This window comes from Paenibacillus sp. OK060 (assembly GCF_900101205.1).
In the GTDB taxonomy this organism is placed as follows: Bacteria; Bacillota; Bacilli; order Paenibacillales; family Paenibacillaceae; genus Paenibacillus; species Paenibacillus marchantiae.
Map to the genome: position 1 here is coordinate 120,896 of NZ_FNFR01000001.1, position 22,257 is coordinate 143,152.

General features: G+C 47.8%; 10 protein-coding genes. 9 read left to right on the forward strand and 1 reads right to left on the reverse strand.

Annotation, left to right across the window (positions count from 1 at the left end; translation table 11 throughout):
• Positions 1 to 4: 4 nt before the first annotated feature.
• From BLS14_RS00590 to BLS14_RS00630, 9 genes are all read left to right on the forward strand, one after another.
• The gene (locus BLS14_RS00590; RefSeq protein ID WP_063564773.1) at positions 5 to 904 is read left to right on the forward strand and encodes a carbohydrate ABC transporter permease; all 900 of its coding nucleotides are present in this window, start codon (positions 5 to 7) and stop codon (positions 902 to 904) included.
• Between the two features lie 97 nt (positions 905 to 1,001).
• Positions 1,002 to 2,645, forward strand: a complete 1,644-nt coding sequence (locus BLS14_RS00595; RefSeq protein WP_063564772.1) for an extracellular solute-binding protein — start codon at positions 1,002 to 1,004, stop codon at positions 2,643 to 2,645.
• Positions 2,646 to 2,758: 113 nt separating this feature from the next.
• Positions 2,759 to 4,522: a right-handed parallel beta-helix repeat-containing protein gene (locus BLS14_RS00600; protein ID WP_090948974.1), complete on the forward strand. Its 1,764-nt coding sequence runs from the start codon at positions 2,759 to 2,761 to the stop codon at positions 4,520 to 4,522.
• Positions 4,523 to 4,551: 29 nt separating this feature from the next.
• Positions 4,552 to 6,927 (forward strand): glycoside hydrolase family 95 protein, encoded by a 2,376-nt coding sequence (locus BLS14_RS00605; protein WP_090948976.1) that lies wholly within the window; start codon positions 4,552 to 4,554, stop codon positions 6,925 to 6,927.
• A 132-nt stretch (positions 6,928 to 7,059) separates the two neighbouring features.
• Entirely contained in the window at positions 7,060 to 9,114 is a 2,055-nt protein-coding gene (locus tag BLS14_RS00610; RefSeq protein WP_371121128.1) for an alpha-galactosidase, read from the forward strand.
• Positions 9,115 to 9,268: 154 nt separating this feature from the next.
• Positions 9,269 to 11,599 carry a glycoside hydrolase family 95 protein gene (locus tag BLS14_RS00615; RefSeq protein ID WP_090948982.1) on the forward strand — a complete coding sequence of 777 codons (2,331 nt, stop codon included), beginning with the start codon at positions 9,269 to 9,271 and terminating at the stop codon, positions 11,597 to 11,599.
• Positions 11,600 to 11,699: 100 nt separating this feature from the next.
• Complete coding sequence (locus BLS14_RS00620; protein WP_090805203.1) at positions 11,700 to 13,232, forward strand: response regulator; 1,533 nt, start codon at positions 11,700 to 11,702, stop codon at positions 13,230 to 13,232.
• 297 nt (positions 13,233 to 13,529) lie between these two features.
• Positions 13,530 to 18,125: an S-layer homology domain-containing protein gene (locus BLS14_RS00625; RefSeq protein ID WP_176854269.1), complete on the forward strand. Its 4,596-nt coding sequence runs from the start codon at positions 13,530 to 13,532 to the stop codon at positions 18,123 to 18,125.
• A 166-nt stretch (positions 18,126 to 18,291) separates the two neighbouring features.
• Positions 18,292 to 20,412, forward strand: coding sequence for an alpha-galactosidase (locus BLS14_RS00630; protein ID WP_090948989.1), 2,121 nt, complete (start codon positions 18,292 to 18,294; stop codon positions 20,410 to 20,412).
• 68 nt (positions 20,413 to 20,480) lie between these two features.
• On the opposite strand, the gene BLS14_RS00635 is transcribed toward BLS14_RS00630, so the two are convergent.
• Positions 20,481 to 22,238 (reverse strand): cache domain-containing sensor histidine kinase, encoded by a 1,758-nt coding sequence (locus tag BLS14_RS00635; protein ID WP_161490576.1) that lies wholly within the window; start codon positions 22,236 to 22,238, stop codon positions 20,481 to 20,483.
• Positions 22,239 to 22,257 lie beyond the last annotated feature (19 nt).

A 22,257-nucleotide genomic window follows, 5' to 3' on the forward strand; every position in this document is an offset into this window, starting at 1 on the left:
ACCTATGGCTGCAAACGTTCAAACCAAGATTAAAGAGTCCGCTGTGGACAAAACGTTTCTGATTACAATTTACATTTTGCTCAGTATCGTGGCGTTGGTGGTCATTTACCCACTGATATTTATCGTCAGCAGCTCAATCAGCAGCCCGGCAGCAGTAACTTCCGGTCGAGTATGGCTCTGGCCCGTAGATATTTCCTTCAACGGTTACAAGGCATTATTTAATACACCTGAGATTCTCATCGGCTATGGTAACTCCATTTTCTATACGGTCGCAGGTACCCTGATCAGTGTAGCGTTAACCATCATGATTGCTTATCCGTTGTCACGCAAAACCTTTTTCGGCAGGAACACCCTGATGATGATCATTACCTTTACCATGATTTTCAGTGGTGGGCTGATTCCGACTTATATGGTTGTGAAGCAGCTTCATCTGATTGATACTCGCTGGGCGTTACTGATCCCGAATGCAATCTGGGTATGGCAGGTCATTATTGCTCGCTCGTTCTTTCAATCTTCTATTCCGGGGGAGCTTCTGGAAGCCAGTGAAATTGACGGCTGTAGTGATATGCGATTTATCTGGAGTGTTGTACTCCCGTTATCGAAGCCGATCATCGCCGTGCTGGTTCTCATGTATGCTGTGGGGCAGTGGAATGCGTACTTTGATGCCCTGATCTACCTCAAATCGGCAGACCTGTTCCCGCTGCAACTCATCTTGCGAAGTATCATCATTCAAAATAATGGTTCGGGTGCCATGGACGTCGCGAAAATGGTGGAAAGACAGCAGCTTACCGAACTGTTAAAATATTCGTTAATTGTGGTCGCCACTTTGCCTGTACTTGTCATCTATCCATTTGTACAGCGTCATTTTGTACAGGGGATGCTGGTCGGTTCTGTTAAAGGTTGATCCTTAGATTCGGTGTATGGAGAAAGAAGATATAGACAGTTCATACGCAAGGTACCATCGTCTCAACTGGTAAACTACAAAAAGGGAGTGATCAGATTTGAAGAAAAGTATGGTAACGTTATTGATGCTGGTAGTGGCATTCACAGTTGTCATGAGCGGATGTTCCAATGGTAGCTCATCTACAGCACAACCGGGGAGCTCGGAAGAGGGCGGCAAGGTGAATATCAGCGTGTTCGCGGTTCAGGACTCTAGCATTGATATTCCGACCAATAAATTCACTGCATTTGTGGAAGACAAATTCAATATCAAATTCAATTGGGAGATCAACCCATCGGATGGAGCCAAGGAAAAGCGGCAAATCTCGCTGGCAAGCGGCGACTATCCTGATGCCTATCTGCTAACCCACTATATAGACCAATTCTCTCAGGCAGATCTGCTGAAGTATGGCAAGCAGGGTGTGCTCGTTCCTTTGAACGATCTCATTGATCAATACGCTCCCAACATCAAAGCAGCTATGGAGAAGAACCCTAATTTGAAAACGCTTAATACAGCACCTGATGGCAATATCTATGGACTTGTTGCATATACGGAATGTTTCCACTGCTCCTACCCGAGTAAGATGTGGATTAATACCGAGTGGCTGAAAAAGCTGAATCTGGAAATGCCAAAGACGACCGAAGAATTCAAAAACGTGCTGCAAGCTTTCAAGACGCAGGACCCGAACGGAAACGGCAAAGCAGATGAGGTACCTCTGAGTGGTTCCATAGAGGAGTTCGGCGTACGAATTATTCCGTTCCTGATGAATGCATTTGTCTATGATGATGACCGAAACTACCTGCAAATGGAAAATGGAAAAGTTCAATCTGCGGCAATTACACCTGAATGGAAAGAAGGATTGACTTACATTAAGTCCCTCTTTGATGCAGGTCTGATTGACCCTGGCGCATTCACACAAAATGCAGAAGCGTTCAAGAAAATCGGTGAAAATGCTGACGCTGAAATTTTGGGTGCTGGTGCAGCTATGCATCCCGCAATTTTCGTGAACATTGACGAAGGCAATACTCGCTCGGCGCACTATAACCCGCTGGCGCCGATTTCTGGACCACAGGGTGTGTCCTATGCGACGCATGATGCGGGCGGTGTATCTCCAGGAGCGAAATTTGTAATCACAAACAAGGCAAGTGAAGAAGCGCAAATTGCCCTGATCAAAATGGTTGACTACATGTTCACACCAGAAGGTCAAACGAACGGTGCAAGCGGTATGAAGGGGATTGACTGGACTGACCCGGTGGAAGGTGATGTGGCACTGGGTAAAGACGTTAAACCTGTAGTGAAACAAATCCCTATGGCTGAGGGTGAGGCACCACGTAATGCGGGCTGGAGTGGTATGGCTCACTTCTATATGCCAAAAGAATATCGTGATACCTTCGTTCAAGGCACAGATATTTATGCATCCAATGGTTATGAGCGCAGATTATATGACGCATCGCTGTTGTACGAAGGGCATGAGCCGAAAGAGCTGTTCCCGATCTGGTCCGTCTGGATTGATCCAAACGAAATTGACGAAGCCAGTTTGTTGCAAACCAACATCAGAAACTACATTGAGCAAAATGAATTGCAATTCATCACAGGCAACAAGGACTTGAATAAGGACTGGGATGCTTATGTGAAAGGTTTACAGAACCTGAAGCTCGATCGTTATCTAGAAATTTTGCAAAAAGCATATGATACAAGCAAGTAATTAAGAGGGATATCGGAATCAGGTGCCTATGATGTACCGGCACCTGATTTTCCTTGTATTTAGGCAGAAGCGAAGTATGATGATGGAGTATATGTGATGATAGAGAAGAAGCAATGGATGTGTTACATACCAAGAAGGGTGGGATCATCATTTCTGTGACAGAACAAGAAGATATCACGAATTTCACGACGATAAGTTTGACGGATTATGGCGCTGTGCCTGACTCTGAGTTGGACACCCAGCCAGCCATGGCTCGTGCCATTCAGGCGGCGGCCGAAATTTCTGGTCCGGTGGTGCTGGACTGTGCGAGAGGCAGATATCATTTCTACCCGGAGGAGGCGATTCGGGCGCCTTATTATATCTCCAATACGACGAGTGAAGAAGAGAATCCAGACGTAACCAAGACCATTGCCATTTTGCTGAAAGGGATGAACGATGTAACCCTGGAGGGCAACGGCTCCCTGTTTATTTTCCACGGCAAACAGACCCTGTTTTTGCTGGACAAATGCACCAATGTAGAGATTCGCAACCTGCGTACAGACTATTACCAGCCGACGGTGACGGAGATGACGATTATCGCAAGCGGAAAGCATTATTTCGATGCGCGGGTTCACCCCGATTCCCGTTATCAGATTCGGGACAACAAGCTAACCTGGCTCGGTGAAGGCTGGAGTTTTGCGGAAGGTCCTATGCAAACCTATGATCCATTGCGGAATACAACCTGGCGAATCGACAATTGGCTGGAATTGGCCCAATCTGTGGAAGAGCTTGAGCCCATAACCATCCGTTTGCATTTTGATTTTCAACCTGATGTGGTCCCTGGTCATGTGCTACAAAACCGCGATGGCATTCGTGATCAAGTTGGAGCTTTTATGACCGAATGCTCGGATATAACATGGAGAGACGTGAGTCTGCATTTTCTGCACGGACTCGGGGTCGTCGGACAGTTCAGCACAAATCTGACCTTCTCACGGATGAACCTGGCTCCCCGTACCGAAACGGAACGTACGGTTGCCGGCTTTGCGGATTTTCTGCACATCTCCAGCTGCAGAGGTAAGGTTGCCGTAAGGGACAGCTCTTTTTCCGGTTCGCATGATGATCCTGTCAATGTCCACGGTACCTATTTACGAATTGTAGATCAGCCAGCAGTGGATTGCGTGAAGGTTCAATTTATGCATCCCCAGACGTATGGGCTTCCAGCATTTTATCCTGGTGATGAAATCGAATTTGTCCGTTCCGGTTCGTTGACGACCTACGCCTCCAACAATGTGGTTGCGGTTGAGCGTTTAAGTGCTCGTGAGCTTTTGCTGACTCTTGCTCATCCGGTACCGGACGGTATTGGCAGCTATGATGTCATTGAGAATGTAACCTGGACACCTGAAGTGGAAATTACAAATAATCATTTTGCCCGAGTACCAACACGAGGCATCCTCGTAACGACTCATCGGAAAGTGCTAATTACCGGGAATACGTTTGAACGCATGTCCATGAATGCTATTTTGATTGCGGTGGATGCGGAGTCCTGGTATGAGTCCGGAAGGGTAGAGGATGTGACGATCTCCGATAACCATTTTATTGAATGTGGCGGCAGTGAGCATCCCGTGATATTCATATCCCCGGAGAATGTGGTGGTTGATGAGAGCGCTCCGGTCCACCGACAGGTCGTTATCCTGAATAACCGTTTCGAAACTTGCAGTGATGTCCCGATTCTAAGCGCCAAATCCACTCGTGGGTTGGTTTTCAAGTCGAATAAAATATGTTCCTCCAGCGAGACAGGAAAGTTATCCTGCGTTGAAGAAGCAGTCTATGCAATCGCCTGCAGCGAGATTGACATTGCGGATAATACGTTCACTAATGTTCCTGAAGGAATTGACTAACAATTGAGAAATCATGAGGGAGAGTGCACATGAAACTTCAATATGACAAACCTGCGCATGTATGGACCGAAGGGCTTCCCATTGGTAATGGCCGTCTGGGCGGTATGATTTTTGGTGGGGTGGAGCAGGAGAAAATCAGCTTGAATGAGGACACGCTGTGGTCCGGTTATCCGAAGAACGGCAGTAATCCTGGCGCAAAGGACGCTCTACCAAAGGTCCGCAAGCTGTTACAGGAGGAACGTTATACAGAAGCGGACATGCTGACCAAAGAGATGTTGGGTCCGTATACCCAGTCCTATCTGCCTTTCGGGGATTTACTCCTGCGTTTTGAGCACGGGAACATCTACCATTCCTACAAGCGGACGCTGGATGTAGAACATGCAGTGCACAGCCTTGAATATCAGATTAGCCATGTTATATATACCCGTGAAATGTTTGCGTCGCATCCTGATCAGGTACTTGTACTACGGCTGGCTGCGAGTGTGGAAGGTGCGTTGAATGTACATGCGTCACTGGTTAGCCCGCTTCGGCATGTGACTAGTGTGAGGGAAGGCCGCTTTGTTATGGAAGGAACGGCCCCTGAACATGTCGATCCCAGCTATGTTGCAAGCGATGAGCCGATCCGATACGGTGATCCGGGAAATAACAAGGGCATGGTCTTTGAAGGCCAGCTAGCGGTGAAGACAGAGGATGGACAGGTAACGGTAGATGGCAGTGGAATTCATGTATTGGGTGCGACAACGGCAACTTTTTATTTCAGTGCGGCAACAAGTTTTAATGGTATGGATGCCATTCCGGGAGTCGAGGGGAAAGATGCTTCCTTCACTGCAAGTTCATTTCTGAATGAGGCGGTAGCCAAGCCATATGACAGCCTGCTTGACTCCCATATTGCGGATTATCGTCTGCTCTTCGATCGGGTGAAGCTTCAGCTGGGGAATTCACCTGCTCCGGAGCAGATGTCCACTGAACAGCGGATTACGACCTATGGGGCGGAGGATCCGGGGCTTGTGGAGCTTCTCTTTCATTATGGGCGCTACTTGCTGATCGCAAGCTCCCGTCCGGGAACGCAGGCTGCGAATCTTCAGGGCATATGGAATGCAGTAACTCGTCCTCCATGGAGCAGCAATTACACGCTGAATATTAATACTGAAATGAACTATTGGCCGGCTGAAATATGCAATCTGGCTGAATGCCATGAGCCATTGCTGGACTTGATCAGCAATTTGGCGAAGAAGGGCGTTGAGACCGCACAGGTCAACTATGGTACCCGAGGCTGGACCACGCATCATAACACGGATATTTGGGGACAGACGGCACCGGTGGGCAATTATGGTGACGGTGATCCAAGCTGGGCTTTCTGGCCGATGGGAGGTATTTGGCTGACCCAGCATTTATGGGAGCATTATGCCTTCAGCGGAGATGAGACGTATTTGCGGAATTCCGCGTATCCAGTGATGAAGGAAGCTGCGCTGTTCGCACTGGACTGGCTCATTGACGATGGTAGCGGTCACCTTGTGACTTCGCCTTCAACTTCGCCGGAGCATAAATTCCGGACAGCGGAAGGTGTAGCAGCGGTCAGTCCGGGTTCAACCATGGATATCTCATTAATCTGGGAGTTGTTCACCAACTGTATTGAAGCCTCGGAAATCCTTGGAGCGGACCTGGATTTCAGAAAAGAACTGGTGAGCATTCGCGAACGCCTTCTGCCGCTGCAAGTCGGGAAATATGGCCAATTGCAGGAGTGGGCGAAGGACTATGAGGATGAGGACATTTACCACCGGCATACCTCGCATCTGGTAGGCGTGTATCCGGGTCGACAGCTTTCGGACGAAGAGACACCAGAGTTGTTTGTCGCCGCCAGAACCTCCCTTGAGCGGCGGGGAGACGAAAGCACGGGTTGGAGCCTGGGATGGCGTGTTGCACTTTGGAGCCGTTTCAGGGAAGGAAATCGTTCCCTGCATCTGCTCTCCAACATGCTGCGTCTGGTCAGAGATGGAGCGTCGGAACAATACAACCATGGCGGTGTATATCCGAATCTTCTGGACGCACATCCTCCGTTTCAGATCGACGGCAACTTCGCGGCCTCTGCCGGGATAGCCGAGATGCTGCTGCAATCTCACCGTCCTTATATGGAACTGCTACCTGCACTGCCGGATGCTTGGCAACAGGGCAACGTTTCCGGCTTGCGTGCCCGAGGTGGATTTGAGGTCAGTATCCGGTGGGACAACGGACAACTCGTAGAAGCGTACATCACTTCTCATCTGGGCCGGGACTGCGTGCTTAGAGGTGAAGGCCCAGTTGTGGTAACGCTTGACGGCAGCGTACTTGAAACGGAGGAAACCGATTCAAATATCATAAGCTTCCCTACATCTGCAGGACGTACCTACAGGGTAAAGTTGAGTTAAATCGCGTTATGGATCGGAAGATCGTTGCATGGAAAATGCTCTATTCGGTCTTTATAATGAGGGCAGACTTGGGCAGGAGAGACATAATCAGCTCCGCTCAGGGCATAGCATGCAACAATAAGGAGGCATATGATGCTAACTAGCGATACAGCCGTACAAGTGCAGCAACAGAATGTTAATCTTGTAAGCGTTACAAATGGCCACGTGAGCCTGGAGATCAATCTTGAAAATGGTGAAGTGTCCTTCATCGGCAAGCATTCTTCCCATGTGAAGGGCATTCGTAGTGCTTTTCGCTGGCAGGGCCGGGAATACAGCACGGATCATTATCAGAACCATGAGCTGACGGCACAGGAAGATATTGTTCGAGAAGGATTTGGAAAAGGCATCCGCTTGGTCGTTCTGCATAAAGCCTCGTTGCTGCCGCAACTGGAGCAGCATTTCTATATGTATGAATCCTCACCGTATGTACTGGTGCAGACCACTATAGTCGGTGATGAAGAGCTTAAGGCGAATCGCATGGCTGTCATCCAATCCAAAGCCATATCACTCGGCGGAGAATCCGGCCAGAATGAACCAAGCATTCTGCGTGTTCCGTTTGACAACGATAAATGGGTCAGATATACGGTCGTTAAGCCGCCGCTTGATATGGAGAGTTATGAGGCGACAGCCTTGTTCGCGCCCGACAGCCGCCGGGGAATTGTGATGGGTTCCCTTACGCATAAGGTATGGAAAACAGGGATTCGTATGCAAAGCGAAAAAAGCGGACAAATTGAGGGACTTGATCTGTACGGCGGTGCGGTGGGTGAACTGACTCGCGATTCCCAGCCTCATGGTTATGTGAAGGGAAAAAGAGTTGAATCTCCATTGGTATTCGTCGGGTTCTATGAAGACTACCGTGAAGGTCTTGAAGCCTACGGTCAGGCTAATAGCTGGATTGAGGCTCAATTACCTTGGGAGGGCGGTGTCCCCATCGGATGGAACAGCTGGTCTGCGGCTATGAGTGATCTGGACTATGATCTATATACAGCGACCAGCGATTTTCTGAAAAATGAAGTGCAGCCGCTTGGATTCGAGAATGAGGATACGTTATATATCAACTTTGATGCTTTCTGGGACAATTTTACGCCGGAAGAGATGAAGAGCGCACTGGACCGAGTACGGCAAAACGGACACAGAGCGGGAACGTACTGGACCCCATTTGCCTTCTGGGGAGGGCCTGATCAGTTCAGTCAAGCGGTCGAAGGAACGAACGGCAAATACACCTATGCAGATATCCTGCTGCGTGACAGTGAGGGCGAAATTCTGCCAGATGTAGACGGTGGTCTGGCAATAGACCCGACACATCCTGGCAACCTGCAAAGAATCGACTGGTTCACGGATAAATTCATCGCGGAAGGTTTCGAATATATCAAACTGGATTTCTTGGCACATGGCTCGTTGGAGGGACAGCACCACAATTCGGATATTACAACAGGGATCGCGGCTTATCACTATGGCATGTCTTATTTGCAGCATAAGCTCTCGCCAGAAGTAATCGGACGGCCATTTTTCATAAACTTGTCCATCGCTCCATTATTTCCATATGCATTTGCCCACAGCCGCCGTATTTCCTGTGATGTCTTCGGTACACTTGCGGATACGGAATATATGCTGAACTCGCTGACACACGGTTGGTGGATGAGCAATACGCTCTATCGCTACAATGATCCGGATCATTCGGTGTTATACAAGAGCTTCAACCAGGAAGCTACCGGCTGGCATGAAGGACGTAGCCGCCTGACTGCTTCAGTCATTGCCGGTACGGTGCTTCTACTCGGGGATGACTTCCGCAAAGAGGATGCTGCCGAACGAGCAAAAGAATGGCTTGGTAACAAGGAGATTTTGAACGTTGCTCGTATGGGCAAAACCTTCCGACCAGTTGAAGGTGATTTTGGGAAGCTGTCTTCTGACGTGTTTGTCCTTGAATCGTCGGAAGAGAAAAGTTTCTATCTCGCCGTCTTCAACTTTGATGCTGCACAGGCCGCGGTGAAATCCATCTCGCTGGAGCGGGCCGGACTAAACACCAATGCCGTTTACAGTTTGCAAGATCTGTGGGAAGGCTCACAAGGGGAAACGTCTGGAGAGCTTACGGTCTCACTGGAACCGGCGGAATCCAAAATCTTCAGATTGACCGTGAAGGGAAACTGACCTGGGAGAAATGATAACCCAGAGAAGTAAACGATTTTAGAATATAAAAACAAAGTCAAACGCGCGCTTTTGTATCTCACAGATCGCGCGTTTGTCTGTTTTGGGTCATGAGTCTATCTGTATAGATAATCATTATTGGACTGGAGGACATGATATGAACGATTTTACTTTGTGGTATTCAACCCCTGCAGCGGATTGGTCTCAAGGTCTGCCGCTGGGCAATGGAAGAATAGGGGCGGTTGTTATGGCGTCTTCGCATCGAGAAGTATGGAGTATGAGCGAGGTCACCTACTGGTCGGGTCGAATTGATCCGGAGCACCCTTCCGAAGGAGGCAAGGCTGCACTTCAAGAGATGCGAGATCATTTTTTCTCTGGGGATTATGATGGAGGAGATCGTCTTGCCAAGCAGCATTTACAGCCAAAGAAACGTAATTTCGGCACCCATCTTGGATTATGTGATGTTGTTATTGATTTTGGGAAGAAGAATTCGGGTTCTGATGAAACTGGAAGCTTCCAACGCGAGCTGGATCTGACTCATGCGCTTTCCGGAGCGTTCTGGAAAGATGATGACATCACGATTCTTCGTGAAGTTTTCGCTTCTCACGCCGATGATATAGTGGCCTCAAGAATTTGGAGCAATGTTCAGGGTTGCGTATCCTTTACACTTGGCTTGCAGGCAGGCACGGACTCATTCAAGGTAGTAGCCTTAGATGACAACACGCTTGAATTCCAAGGGCAGGCAACGGAAAATGTACATAGTGATGGGACTTGCGGCGTATGGGCCAAGGGTTTGGTCAAGTTGGTTGTATCCGGGGGTACCATCGTAAGTAGAGATGGTCGATTGAACGTGACCGGAGCGGATGAGGCATGGATTTATTTTAGTGTAAGCACGGATTATCGCCGTACAGATCAGGATTGGAAAACAGAGAACGAGTATACGCTGATGAAGGCTTTAAACAAGGGGTATGCCTTGCTGAGGGAGGATCATATCCGCGATTACGGCAAGCAATATGACAAGGTTGATATTCAGTTGGGGCTCAAGGGGAAATCCGGTCTGGCTACAGATCAACGTATTCGTTTGTTGGAACAGGGTAATGGGGATGAAGATCCGCAGCTGTACGCATTGTTTTTTCAATATGGCCGGTATCTGACCATTGCGGGGTCTCGCGAGAACTCTCCGCTGCCACTCCATCTCCAAGGAATCTGGAATGATGGTGAAGCGTGCCGAATGGGCTGGAGCTGTGATTATCACCTTGATATGAATACCCAGATGAATTATTACCCCACAGAGATTACGAATCTAGGAGAGAGCCATCTTCCGTTATTTAGGTATGTTGAGGATCTGGCACAGGCGGGCAGGGAAACGGCTCGTAATGTATATGGATGCGATGGGTGGGTCGCTCATGTCTTCTCCAATATATGGGGCTTTACGTTGCCTGGATGGGAGACCTCATGGGGGCTGAACGTTACAGGCGGATTATGGCTGGCTACACACCTGATTGAGCATTATGAGTACAGTCAGGATCGTGTTTTCCTAGAGAATGTGGCCTATCCTGTACTTAAGGAATCCGCGGCTTTCTATCTGGACTACATGTGTGAGCATCCTCGGAACGGTTGGCTGGTGACGGGTCCTTCCAATTCGCCGGAAAATCATTTCTATTCTGATAATTCGAGAGAGGGGGCACAGCAGCTGTCCATGGGAACAACAATGGACCAGATGCTGGTGCGCAGGCTCTTCGAATTTTGTCTTAATTCAGTTGAACTTTTGAACAAAGACGAGGAACTTGGACGCAAGCTGGAAGAAGCAATCAGCAAGCTACCACCTCTACAGATCGGCAAGAAAGGTCAGTTACAGGAGTGGCTGGAGGATTATGAGGAGGTGCAGCCGGAGCATCGGCATTTGTCTCATATGTATGCGCTGTATCCGGACAATCAGATTACACCTGACCATACACCGGAACTCAGTACTGCAGCACGAGTAACGCTGGAGAACCGCATGGTCCAGGAAGAGCTGGAGGATGTTGAATTTACAGCTGCTTTGTTTGGACTGGGTTTTGCGAGATTGCACGATGGGGAGACGGCATATAAACACCTCTCACATTTGATCGGCGGCCTGTGCTTCGATAATCTGTTCACCTATTCCAAATCCGGAATTGCTGGAGCAGAGAGTAATATTTTCGTCGTTGATGGAAATTTCGGCGGTACAGCTGTCGTAGCGGAGATGCTGCTGCAAAGTTATGACGGCGAGATCCACCTTCTCCCAGCGCTTCCACAGGCATGGAGCACCGGCTCGATAACTGGGCTGAGAGCAAAAGGAAATGCCGAGGTTGACATCGTCTGGGAGAATGGAAAGCTGACTTCTACGAACATTCACACTTTCTCGCCGGGAACGTTCACCATTTGTTGGGGCAACCATAGAACGATCCTTCATGCCGAAGCAGGCGAAAGTTACTATTTCAATAGCGAACTGGAGTTGGTAAAATAACGATCTATACTTGAAAATAACTTTCATTTATATGGACCATGGTCCAACGGGGGGAAAAACATATAATAGAGACAGAAAGAGACAAAGGGAGGGGACGTTGATGTACAGTATTTTTTTGGTAGACGATGAAGAACTGGGACTTGAGATGATGAGGGATTACATTCGTTGGGAAGAGATGGGTATCTATATCATGGGAACGGCGAGTAACGGCAGGGAGGCCTTGGAGAAGATTGAGGCCACCCAGCCTGATATCGTTCTTACCGATGTTCAGATGCCGATAATGAACGGTATTGATCTGGCGAGAAAGATACATGAGAGCTACGACTCGATCCAGGTGATGTTTCTGACCGGGCACGATGAATTTCAATATGTAAAATCGGCTATCAACGTAGGGGCCGTGGGATATATGCTAAAACCTTTGGATTTAAACGAAATTGAAAGCGTTATCAGTAAAGTTAAACAGCGTTGTGAAGAAGTTGCAATGAAGAACCGTTCCATGGAGGCAGCCAAAGCCAATATCCTGAAGGAGTTATCTTACGAAAAAAATGAGGATCGTGCTCTTGATCTCGCTTTTAGTTTCAGCCGTCTAACCCGACAACCGGAGACCACCCGATATGCAATGGCCTTGTTCAGTATCGATCCCAAGGAGGCTGAAGAGGAACAGCAAAGTCTGGAGGAATGTACAGGACGGCTGGTGTCTTTTCTCGACCATTTCTTCAAGGCGAAGAACCTGAAAGCGATCTTTGTGGATTACAAGGAAGGAGAGACGGGTGTATTTATGGAAGCGGCCCAGCAGCCGGGACATTATGCGTGGGAAGACTTGGCTGAGGCTATTCGTAGTGCCCTCGATTTTACGGTGACGGCAGCTGTAGGAGGACAAGAGACAGAGTTATCCCATATTCACTGTCTGTACGAACAGACACGCATCGTTTTGAATGAGCGTTTCTATGAAGGTACGGGCACCATTATTCATGCGGAGTCGCTTTCAAACCAGTTTTATACGGAGCATATGCCCCCTTTTGAACAAAAGGAATGGTTTGAGGCCATTAACCGACTGGATTTTGAATGGGCGGCACAGAAGCTGCACGGGTATATTGAGGGATTGGCAACACTGCGAGTTAAGAAGAAATTCATCTGCGACTGGTCGATAGATCTCGTTAATGAGCTGCTGGAGCAACTTCATAAACCTGTTCCGAAGCGGGCTGAGCTGTATCATTCCATCTATAATGCACTGACTCTGCATGAGATCGAGGATCTGATTCTCGGTACTGCGGAAGATGCCGTGAGTATGCTGGGTGAGCGGTTTATGGACAAAAATGCAAAATTGATTCACAAGGTCCGTACTCTCATCGATCAGAATTACAATCAGCCGATTACCATCAACAGCCTGTCTGATCAGGTCTATTTGTCACCAAACTATTTGAGATCCATTTTTAAGGACAAAACAGGGATGACAATTCACGATTATCTGACACGCATCAGACTGGATAAAGCCAGGGAACTGCTGGCAGATGGCTCGCTCAAGATTCACGATATCGCGCAGAACGTGGGCTATGAAAGTTCATCTTATTTTATATCTCTTTTCCTGAAGACAGAGGGCGTAACACCCAACGAATACAGGAAAAGTATATGAAGATACAGGCTGTCTGGTAACGATCACGATCCTCCCGTTTTCCTTGAACATGATTTGGATAGGCTCCCTCTTACTAACCCATGATATGGCGAATGAAAGAGGCTTTCCTGTATGAATAGTAACATTGTGGTATGGAACATCCCCCTCCTCCTTTTTACAATTAGGCATATAGGAAAGGAAGGAGGAGAGAGGGGATTTAACAGCTCTTTATGAAAGCGATTACAGATAATGGCTGTGAACTACCGCAGGATAGGCATATGGAGACCTAACTCAATCAAAAGAAAATGGAGGCATGTTATGTTGGGACGGATTATGAAAAAAGGATTTGTGTTCTTTATCATTTTTTGCGTGGTAGTTGGCGGGGGCCAGTTCGTCCGAACAGCTCACGCCGATGATATGAATACCTATGAAGCCGAGGCCGAGGGAAATATTTTGCTTGGTAACGCGAAAATCTCTGATAGCCCGACGGCTTCAGGCGGCAAAAAGGTCGGAGGCATGTACCAAGGCAGTTCCTTGCAATTTAACAATGTTACTGTAAGTGAGACAGGAAATTATAAGATTTCCGTTTACTACATTTCAGGTGATTCGCGGCCGTTTAATATTAGTGCGAATGGCGGGGAGAAGCAATTTGAAGAACCGCCCAAGACAGTCGACTGGGATACGGTGGGAACGTATGATGTGACTCTTCCGTTGAACGCGGGTACCAACACAATCCTGATTGATGACAACAACTGGTATTCTCCCGACATCGACAAGATTGTGATCCGCGGTTTGGACAGTGACATACCGGGAGAAGGTGGCGGAGACGACTGGAAGAAAAATCTGCATGGTGCAATCATTGAGGCAGAAGCAGCCGACAATATTTTGAAAGGCAATGCCAAGGTGGTGGACAGCAGTATCAGTTCAGGCGGAAAAAAAGTAACGGATCTGAACAAAAACAGTTCACTGCAATTTACGAATGTTACTGTACCGGCAGATGGTACATATTTGATCCGAATATCTTATATTTCTGGTGACCAGCGACCTGTCTATATGCAGGTGAACAATGAGACGGATGAGATGATTGATCTGCCCAAAACGGCAAGCTGGAATACGGTAGGCACGTATGATGCGGAAGCTTCCCTCGATAAGGGAGTTAATACCATTACGTTCTCGGATCATGATGGGTACTCCCCCGATTTTGACCGAATTGAAGTAATCCCGTATACGCTTAGTTATGAAGCCGAAGATTCGGGCAATACACTGACTGGTGAAGCGCGTGTAACAGAGAGTCCGAATGCTTCCGGAGGCAAAAAGGTCGGCTACCTGAATGGCGGGAGCTCCTTGACGTTCAATAAAATTATAGCCCCAATGACAGGTGATTACCGCGTTAAGGTAGATTATTTTTCCGGTGATCCGCGGAGTTTCTATGTCCATGCGAATGATGGGGAAGAGCAGTTCCACGACCTGCCTAAAACCCCGGATTGGGATACGGTAGGTACGTATGATCTTACCCTCCCATTAACTGAGGGCGAGAATACGATTACCTTTTCAGATAACAATGGCTATTCTCCCGATCTGGACCGGATTATCGTAGAGCCTGCGATAGAGACAGAACCCGAAAATCCAGGTGAAGGAGATGACGATCTGGGAACACCGGGTGACTCGCAACAATACGGGGATATCACGGTGACTGATTACACGTATGGCCTTCTGGTATCGAACGGACAATACGAAGTGTCTTATAATACCCAGACTGGATTCGTCGGCTATAGCTGGGCAGAAGGGCAGAAGATGCGGGGGATTTTCAGCAGCATTAAACTTGGTGACGGCCTTGTGGAAACCAAAGGTTATGAGAGTCATAAGAGCGGTGGAACACCTGTGGAGATTCAGGATGGATTCGGCAAAGGCATTGAGTTGAACTTTGTTCATACGTCAATTGGCAAACCAACCCTGAAGCAGGTCTATCGGTTTTATGAAGATAAATCGTATTTCCTCAACCGTCTGGATGCCTTCAGTGACACAGAGATCCAGAGTAATTACATGTCACCAATTACTGTGAAAAATACGGGTGGTGTGGATATCGGCGTCAGCTCGGATAATCGTGTACTGACAGTACCTTTTGACAATGACGCCTGGATTCGCTATAAATCTCAAACGATGAACCGGGCGGATACTAGCTACGAGATGACGACGGTATTCAATAACTCAACTCGTAACGGTCTGGTGATCGGTTCAGTAACCCATGATACCTGGAAGACCGGTATTGACTGGAAAGGCTCAGCTAATCGTCTGAATGAATTTGCTGTGTATGGTGGTGCAGCGAGTGACGTTACTCGCGATACCCAACCACATGGCAGCCTGACCGGTACTGAACTGTCCTCACCGCTGATTATGGTAGGTGGTTTCAGTGATTACCGCACAGGGCTTGAAGAATACGGTAACGCCAATGCGATTATTACACCTCCGCTGGCGTTGAATCCGGAGCTGCCACAAGGTGTTCCAGTAGGTTGGAATAGCTGGGGAGCTTATGACAGCGGGCTTTCGTATCAGAACGTAGTGGATGTGTCCAATTATTTCAAGAATAACCTTAAGAAATTCAACAATAACGGAAATGTATTCATTAATATGGATTCCTACTGGGATAATCTAAGTGATGCAGAGCTTGCCCAAGCCGTATCTGTAATTAAGGACAATGGTCAGCATGCAGGCATCTATTGGGGACCATTTGTGTATTGGGGCAACGATATGAGCCAAACGGTAGATGGTACCAACGGGCAATATACGTATGGTGATATTGTGCTCAAGGATGCTCAGGGGAAACCTCTGCCTACGCTGGATGGAGCATATGCACTGGATGTGACACATCCGGGGAGTCAAATGCGTATGAATTATTTTCTGGATAAGTTTAAATCACTTGGATTCACATTCATCAAACTGGATTTCCTGACCCATGGATCACTGGAAGGCCAACACTATGACACTACCGTGACGACAGGAATCCAGGCATACAATGAAGGGATGCGTTATGTCGAAGATCGATTGGATGGGAAAATGTTTATTAGTGCGTCCATTGCACCGATTTTTCCAAGTCAATACGCGCATAGCAGACGGATCTCTTGTGACACCTATGGCAAAATCAATGAGACGGAGTACATGCTTAATTCATTGACATATGGTTTCTGGCAAAATGGAACGATCTATTCTTATACAGACCCAGATCATTTGGCATTAAGCAGTGCTTCAAGCCTGGAGGAAGCCCGTAGTCGGGTAAATTCCGGTGTGATTGCCGGCACGGTGATGATGGATTCCGATGATGTGAACGATCCCAAGGCACAGGAATACATGACAGCATTGTACAATAACACGGATGTTCTTCAGGTGGCGCTGAAAGGAAAAGCATTCAAGCCGCTTGAAGGGAATACGAATGCAAATGCTGCGGATACGTTTGTTCTGAAAGACGGCAATAATTATTACCTTGCCGTATTTAATTACAGCGCCAATAGTTCAGCGAACAAAACGATTCATTTGGGTCGTGCCGGATTGAATGAATCCAAATCCTACACGTTACAAGATTTGTGGACAGGTGAATCTTCGTCAGCCATGGGTTCATGGTCCATCTCGCTTGGACCGGCTGAATCGAAGTTGGTTAAATTGACCGAAAAACCAGTCAACCCGGAAAATCCAGGCAACCCAGGTAATCCAAGCAACCCAGGTAATCCAAGCAACCCAGGGAATCCTGGCAACAATGGAAATAACAACAATACTAGTGGAAACTCCGGCAATAGCACTGTTCAGGAGAACGATACAGCAAAACTGGTCATCACAGCCGATATGCTGAAAGTGGACAGTGGGGCAGGGAAAGCCGTTGTGGACATCAAGGCTGGTACTCAGGAGCTACAATTGTCATCTGCTGTTTTACGCCAGCTCGGCGACCGTGCACTGGAAGTGAAATCAGGCAAATTAACCCTGCAAGTACCTGCGAGTTTGTTCCAGCAGCTGTTGAGCAAGCTACCAGCGGGGCAACAGGAAGATAGTACCATTTCCTTGAAAATGGTTTTGCTTGGCAGCAAGGCCAAGGAGGTCATTGCTGCAGTGGAATCATCTTCCCGGGCAACGGTTTCCCTTAAGGGAGAAATCTATGAATTCAGCCTTTCGGTAACAACTAAATCTGGTACAACCGAAACACTCTCTGCGTTCGATCATCCGGTTACGCTGAGTCTGGAAGCGGCTGAAGGCTTCGACCCTTCACAGGGAGGGATTTATTATATTAACGAAAATGGGAAATTGGAATTTCTCAAATCGGATTACGTGAATGGCGTATTAACGACTAAAGTGAGCCACTTCAGCAAGTATGCCGTTCTGGAACTGAATCGGACGTTTGCCGATGTTCCGGCCAATCATTGGGCTAGCTCTGTAATCAAGGAGTTAGCAGCAAAGGGGTATGTTGAAGGCACAAACGAAGATCAATTTGAGCCAGGACGTGCAGTCACTCGCGCTGAATTCACCGCCATGCTCGTTCATTCTCTGGGACTGACCGTAGCAGGGGAAGTACAATTTACAGATGTAGCGACAGATGCCTGGTACGCGGAACCTATCGCGATCGCGACCCAAGCTGGTATTGTCAACGGCCGAAGCACAACCAGTTTCCAGCCGGACGCACGGATTACCCGAGAGGAAATCACGGTGATGCTGATGAAAGCATACAAACTGAATGATGGGAAAGTGCCTGTTGGTTCTACAGATATCTTGTTTACAGATATGGCTCAGGTTTCTTCATGGGCAACTGCTTCGGTAAAGGATGCAGCCAAACTAGGACTAGTTCAAGGCCAAAGACAGGGGCAGTTTGTGCCTAAAGGGATAGCTTCCCGTGCAGAGGCGGCTCAGGTCATCTATAACCTGATTTTGAAGTAAGATTTAAGGCTGCGAATTGCATCGCAGCCTTATTTTCATAATTTGAAATGAGAGATGATTTCCCCTATGGATTGTAAGAATGCGATATGGCTAATTTAACTCCTGCTTCCTACAATAATAGGTATGTTCACAACACACAGCACGAGGGTAACTGGAACTCGAAAGGATGATAAACTTGACGATTCAATATAATGAACAACTACGTATATTTGCAATACAGACGCAAAATTCGTCCTACATTTTCGGAATCAATGAGAGAGAACACCTCCAGCATCTGTATTGGGGTGACCCCGTAGACATCGAGGACAGCGCTCCGTTGCTCCATCTACAATCCCATAGCTCTTTTGATGCGGAAGTGGAAGGAGAGATGGAGGAATATAGCTTCTGGGGAGGAGCATCTTATACAGAGCCATCTCTGAAACTGCGTATGCCTGATGGTGTCCGCGATCTTCAGGTAAGGTATGACCGTCATGAGATCATTGAACAGGATGGCAGACAGACGTTGATCATCACGTTGAAGGATCAGGTGTATGCACTTGAAACGCAGCTGGTATATCGGGTCATTCCGGAATTCGACCTGGTGGAGCGTTACGCCAATATCGTAAATACGGGACAGGAGGATATCGTGCTGGAAAGCATGCAATCCGCAGCCTGGACATTTCCATATCTCCAGGATTACCGCCTGACGCATGTTACGGGGAAATGGTCGGGTGAATTCCAACTGCGTAATACCATTTTGACAGAGGGGAAAAAGATACTTGAATCGCGGAGAGGTTTCACGGACGGTCATGCCAACCCATGGTTTGCGATTGATGATGGTCTTTCGACAGAAAGCGGCGGCGGGGTATGGTTTGGTGCTCTGGCCTGGAGCGGCAACTGGAAGATTGTTGCGGAGAAGACCCCATTCACGCATGTGCGGGTAACAGGTGGCATCAATGATTTTGACAATGAATGGTTGCTGGGTGCGGGCGAAACGTTTGAGACGCCTGTCTTTGTCGGCGGATTCAGCCCAGAAGGCTTTGGCGGAATGAGCCACCGCTTGCATCAATATCAATACAATTACATACTGCCTCGCAGTGAAATCGGGAAAGTGCTGTACAACTCCTGGGAAGCTACCTACTTCGATGTTAACGCACAGGACCAAATGGCGCTTGCCGAGCGGGCAGCCAAGATGGGCGTGGAGCTGTTCGTCGTGGATGACGGCTGGTTTGGACAGCGGCATTCCGACCGAGCGGGGTTGGGCGACTGGAACGTGAATATGGAGAAGTTCCCGAACGGACTTGTTGAGCTGATTGACCGGGTTCACGGACTTGGGATGGAGTTCGGCATATGGGTAGAGCCGGAGTCGGTCAACCCAGATAGTGATCTCTATAGAGCACATCCAGACTGGGTATATCATTTTGAGACCCGGGAACGTACGGAGCTTCGCAATCAGCTGCTGCTGAATATTTCCAAGCCGGAGGTTAAGCAATACATTATCGATTTTATGACCGAACTGCTTGGCAACCATGAGATTAAGTTCATTAAATGGGACATGAACCGGACCATCACGGAGCCAGGCATGAAGGGGCACCCTATTAACCGCCAGAAAGAAGTATGGGTAAGGCATGTCCAGAGTCTCTATGATATCTGGGCACAGCTGAGAACCAAGTTCCCGGATGTGGAGTTTGAGACTTGCGCAGGAGGTGGCTCGCGGATTGATTTGGGCATCTTCCGTTATGCCGACCAGTCCTGGCCGAGTGACAATACGGATGCGTTCGACCGTCTGAGCATTCAGGAAGGCTTCTCCTATACGTACGCACCACGTATGATGACCTGTTGGGTAACTGAGTCACCTACAGGAATGAACGGTCGAAACGTCTCCCTGAAGTATCGTTTCCACAGTGCAATGATGGGCACGCTTGGTATTGGCTCCAATCTGAACGAGTGGAGTGATGAATGGATTGGGCAGTCCGGGGAATTCATCGGTCAGTACAAAGCCATTCGCCATCTCGTGCAATTCGGCAGACAATTCCGTCTGACTGCGCTTCGCCATAAGGGGGTTACGGCTGTCCAGTACAGCGATGCTGCAGGAAGTGATCATGTGCTGTTCGCTTTTCTTCACTCGCAGAAGCTGGGTGAACCGTTGCCTAGACTGCGTTTGGCAGGTCTTCATGCTAACAAGACCTATCTCATTGAAGAGCTGGGATTATCGGTCAGTGGCCGTGCGCTTATGAACATCGGGGTGGAGCTGCCTCTACGTGGTGATTTCGATAGCCTGGTGTATCGTATCCGTGAGCAGGTATAAAAGGATGCTGTAGAATGGTTTAAAAGGAGTGCTTTGCAAGCCACTAGTGGCTGCACTGCACTCCTTTTTTATTGGATCTCTTTTTGTGGCAGACGGATTTGGACCGTGGTTCCCATGCCTAGTTTGCTATACACTTTTACACCGTAATATTCACCAAATTTCAGCTTAATTCTCCGATCCACATTTGAAATGCCATAGCCGCGTCCTTCTTTCTCTTCAAACAAAGACTGAAGCGTCTCACGCCGCATGCCCATTCCATCGTCTATAACAGATAAGATGATACTATTGTTCTCGATGACGCCCTTGATATGGATATTTAGGGGCCGATCCTGGTTCCAAAGTGCATGAATCACTGCATTCTCCACAAAAGGCTGTAACGCAAGCTTTACGGTCGAGTAGGGCAAGATCGATTGATCTATCGTGTAGGTGATATTCAGCTTGCCTTTAAATCGAATAAGCTGAATGGCATTATAGCTCTGCGTCAATTTCAATTCCTCATTGATGGTCAGGATGCTCTTTCCTTTATTCAGGGATATCCGATAAAACTTGGCTAGATGAAGGACCATATCCTGGATCTGCGGATCCTGATGCTTTACGGCCAGAGAGGAGATCGAACCGAGTGTGTTATACAGAAAGTGAGGATTGATCTGAGCTTGAAGCAGGTCAAGCTCGGCTTCCTTACTCTGTAGCTCCTTCTGGTAGACCTCCGTAACCAGACTTTTCAGCCGGGTTGTCATCTGTTCGAATGCAAAGTGAAGCTGTCCTATCTCATCATTGCCCATTTGTTCCTCATGGGTAGGATTGAAATCCCCCCGTTCAATGCGCCGAATCATGCGAATTAACGTCCTGATACGTTTGCTGAACAGCGATGCAGTAATATAAATGAGCAACAGCGCCACGCCGATGAAGCCCAGTGAAATTTTGATAATAAGCTGAGAGAGAGATTTGGCATCTTTGATAATACTGTCGTAAGGGAAGATGGACACCGTTTTCCAGCCATTTTTAAGCGTGTTATAGACCGCTAGAGCCTTCACGTCTTGATACGTTGTATCAAATCTGCCTGAAGGCGTCTCGTCAAAATTTTGATGAAGCAATTCGGGCAAGCTTGTATTGATTAACTGTTTGTCCGCTGAAGAAAGAATAATGCCCTTGTCATTTATAATAAAGATATCTTTGCCGCCTGCTTCTTTTTCCATGAGAGAGTAGATGACAGACTCGGAAATTTGAAAGACCAGCATTCCGTAGGGATACTGATTACTGTTGTTGTTCAGCAGCCGGGCAAGCGTAAACATGGCGGGACTATTCTCTGTCTGCGGCGATGAGAGATGAATAATGTTCCCATAGGATTGTTTCAATTTGTGGAACAGTTCCGTGTTCTGAACTTCGGGTGTAATCGGCCGGATATAATAATTGTCTTTGGGCAGAGATGGATTGTCCGAATAAATGAATGCGCTATCAAAATCGGGGTAGGCAGCCATCACGGTGTCGATTCGATTGCCAATATAATTATAGACATCCAAATAAGACGGATCATCCTGATACTCGTTCGTAAGGTAATTGGCAAGGCGGTTATCCAAATAAATGGAGGCGGAAATATGTTCGTAGCTATCCAGTTTATTCTCCAGATTTTTTGTGATCTGAGCTGTGGAGTTCGTCATGTTGATGTAGATCTGCTCGGTAAGTTTCGTTTTGGTAAGTTCATAGGAAAAATAAACCAATAACATCATTGGAATGATGGTGACGAGTACAAATACCATAAATAGTTTGGAACGAAAGCTCAGGTTAACAAAAGGCATGTATATGTATTTTCGATAGAATTGGCGCATTTGGAAGCCCTCTCTTGAC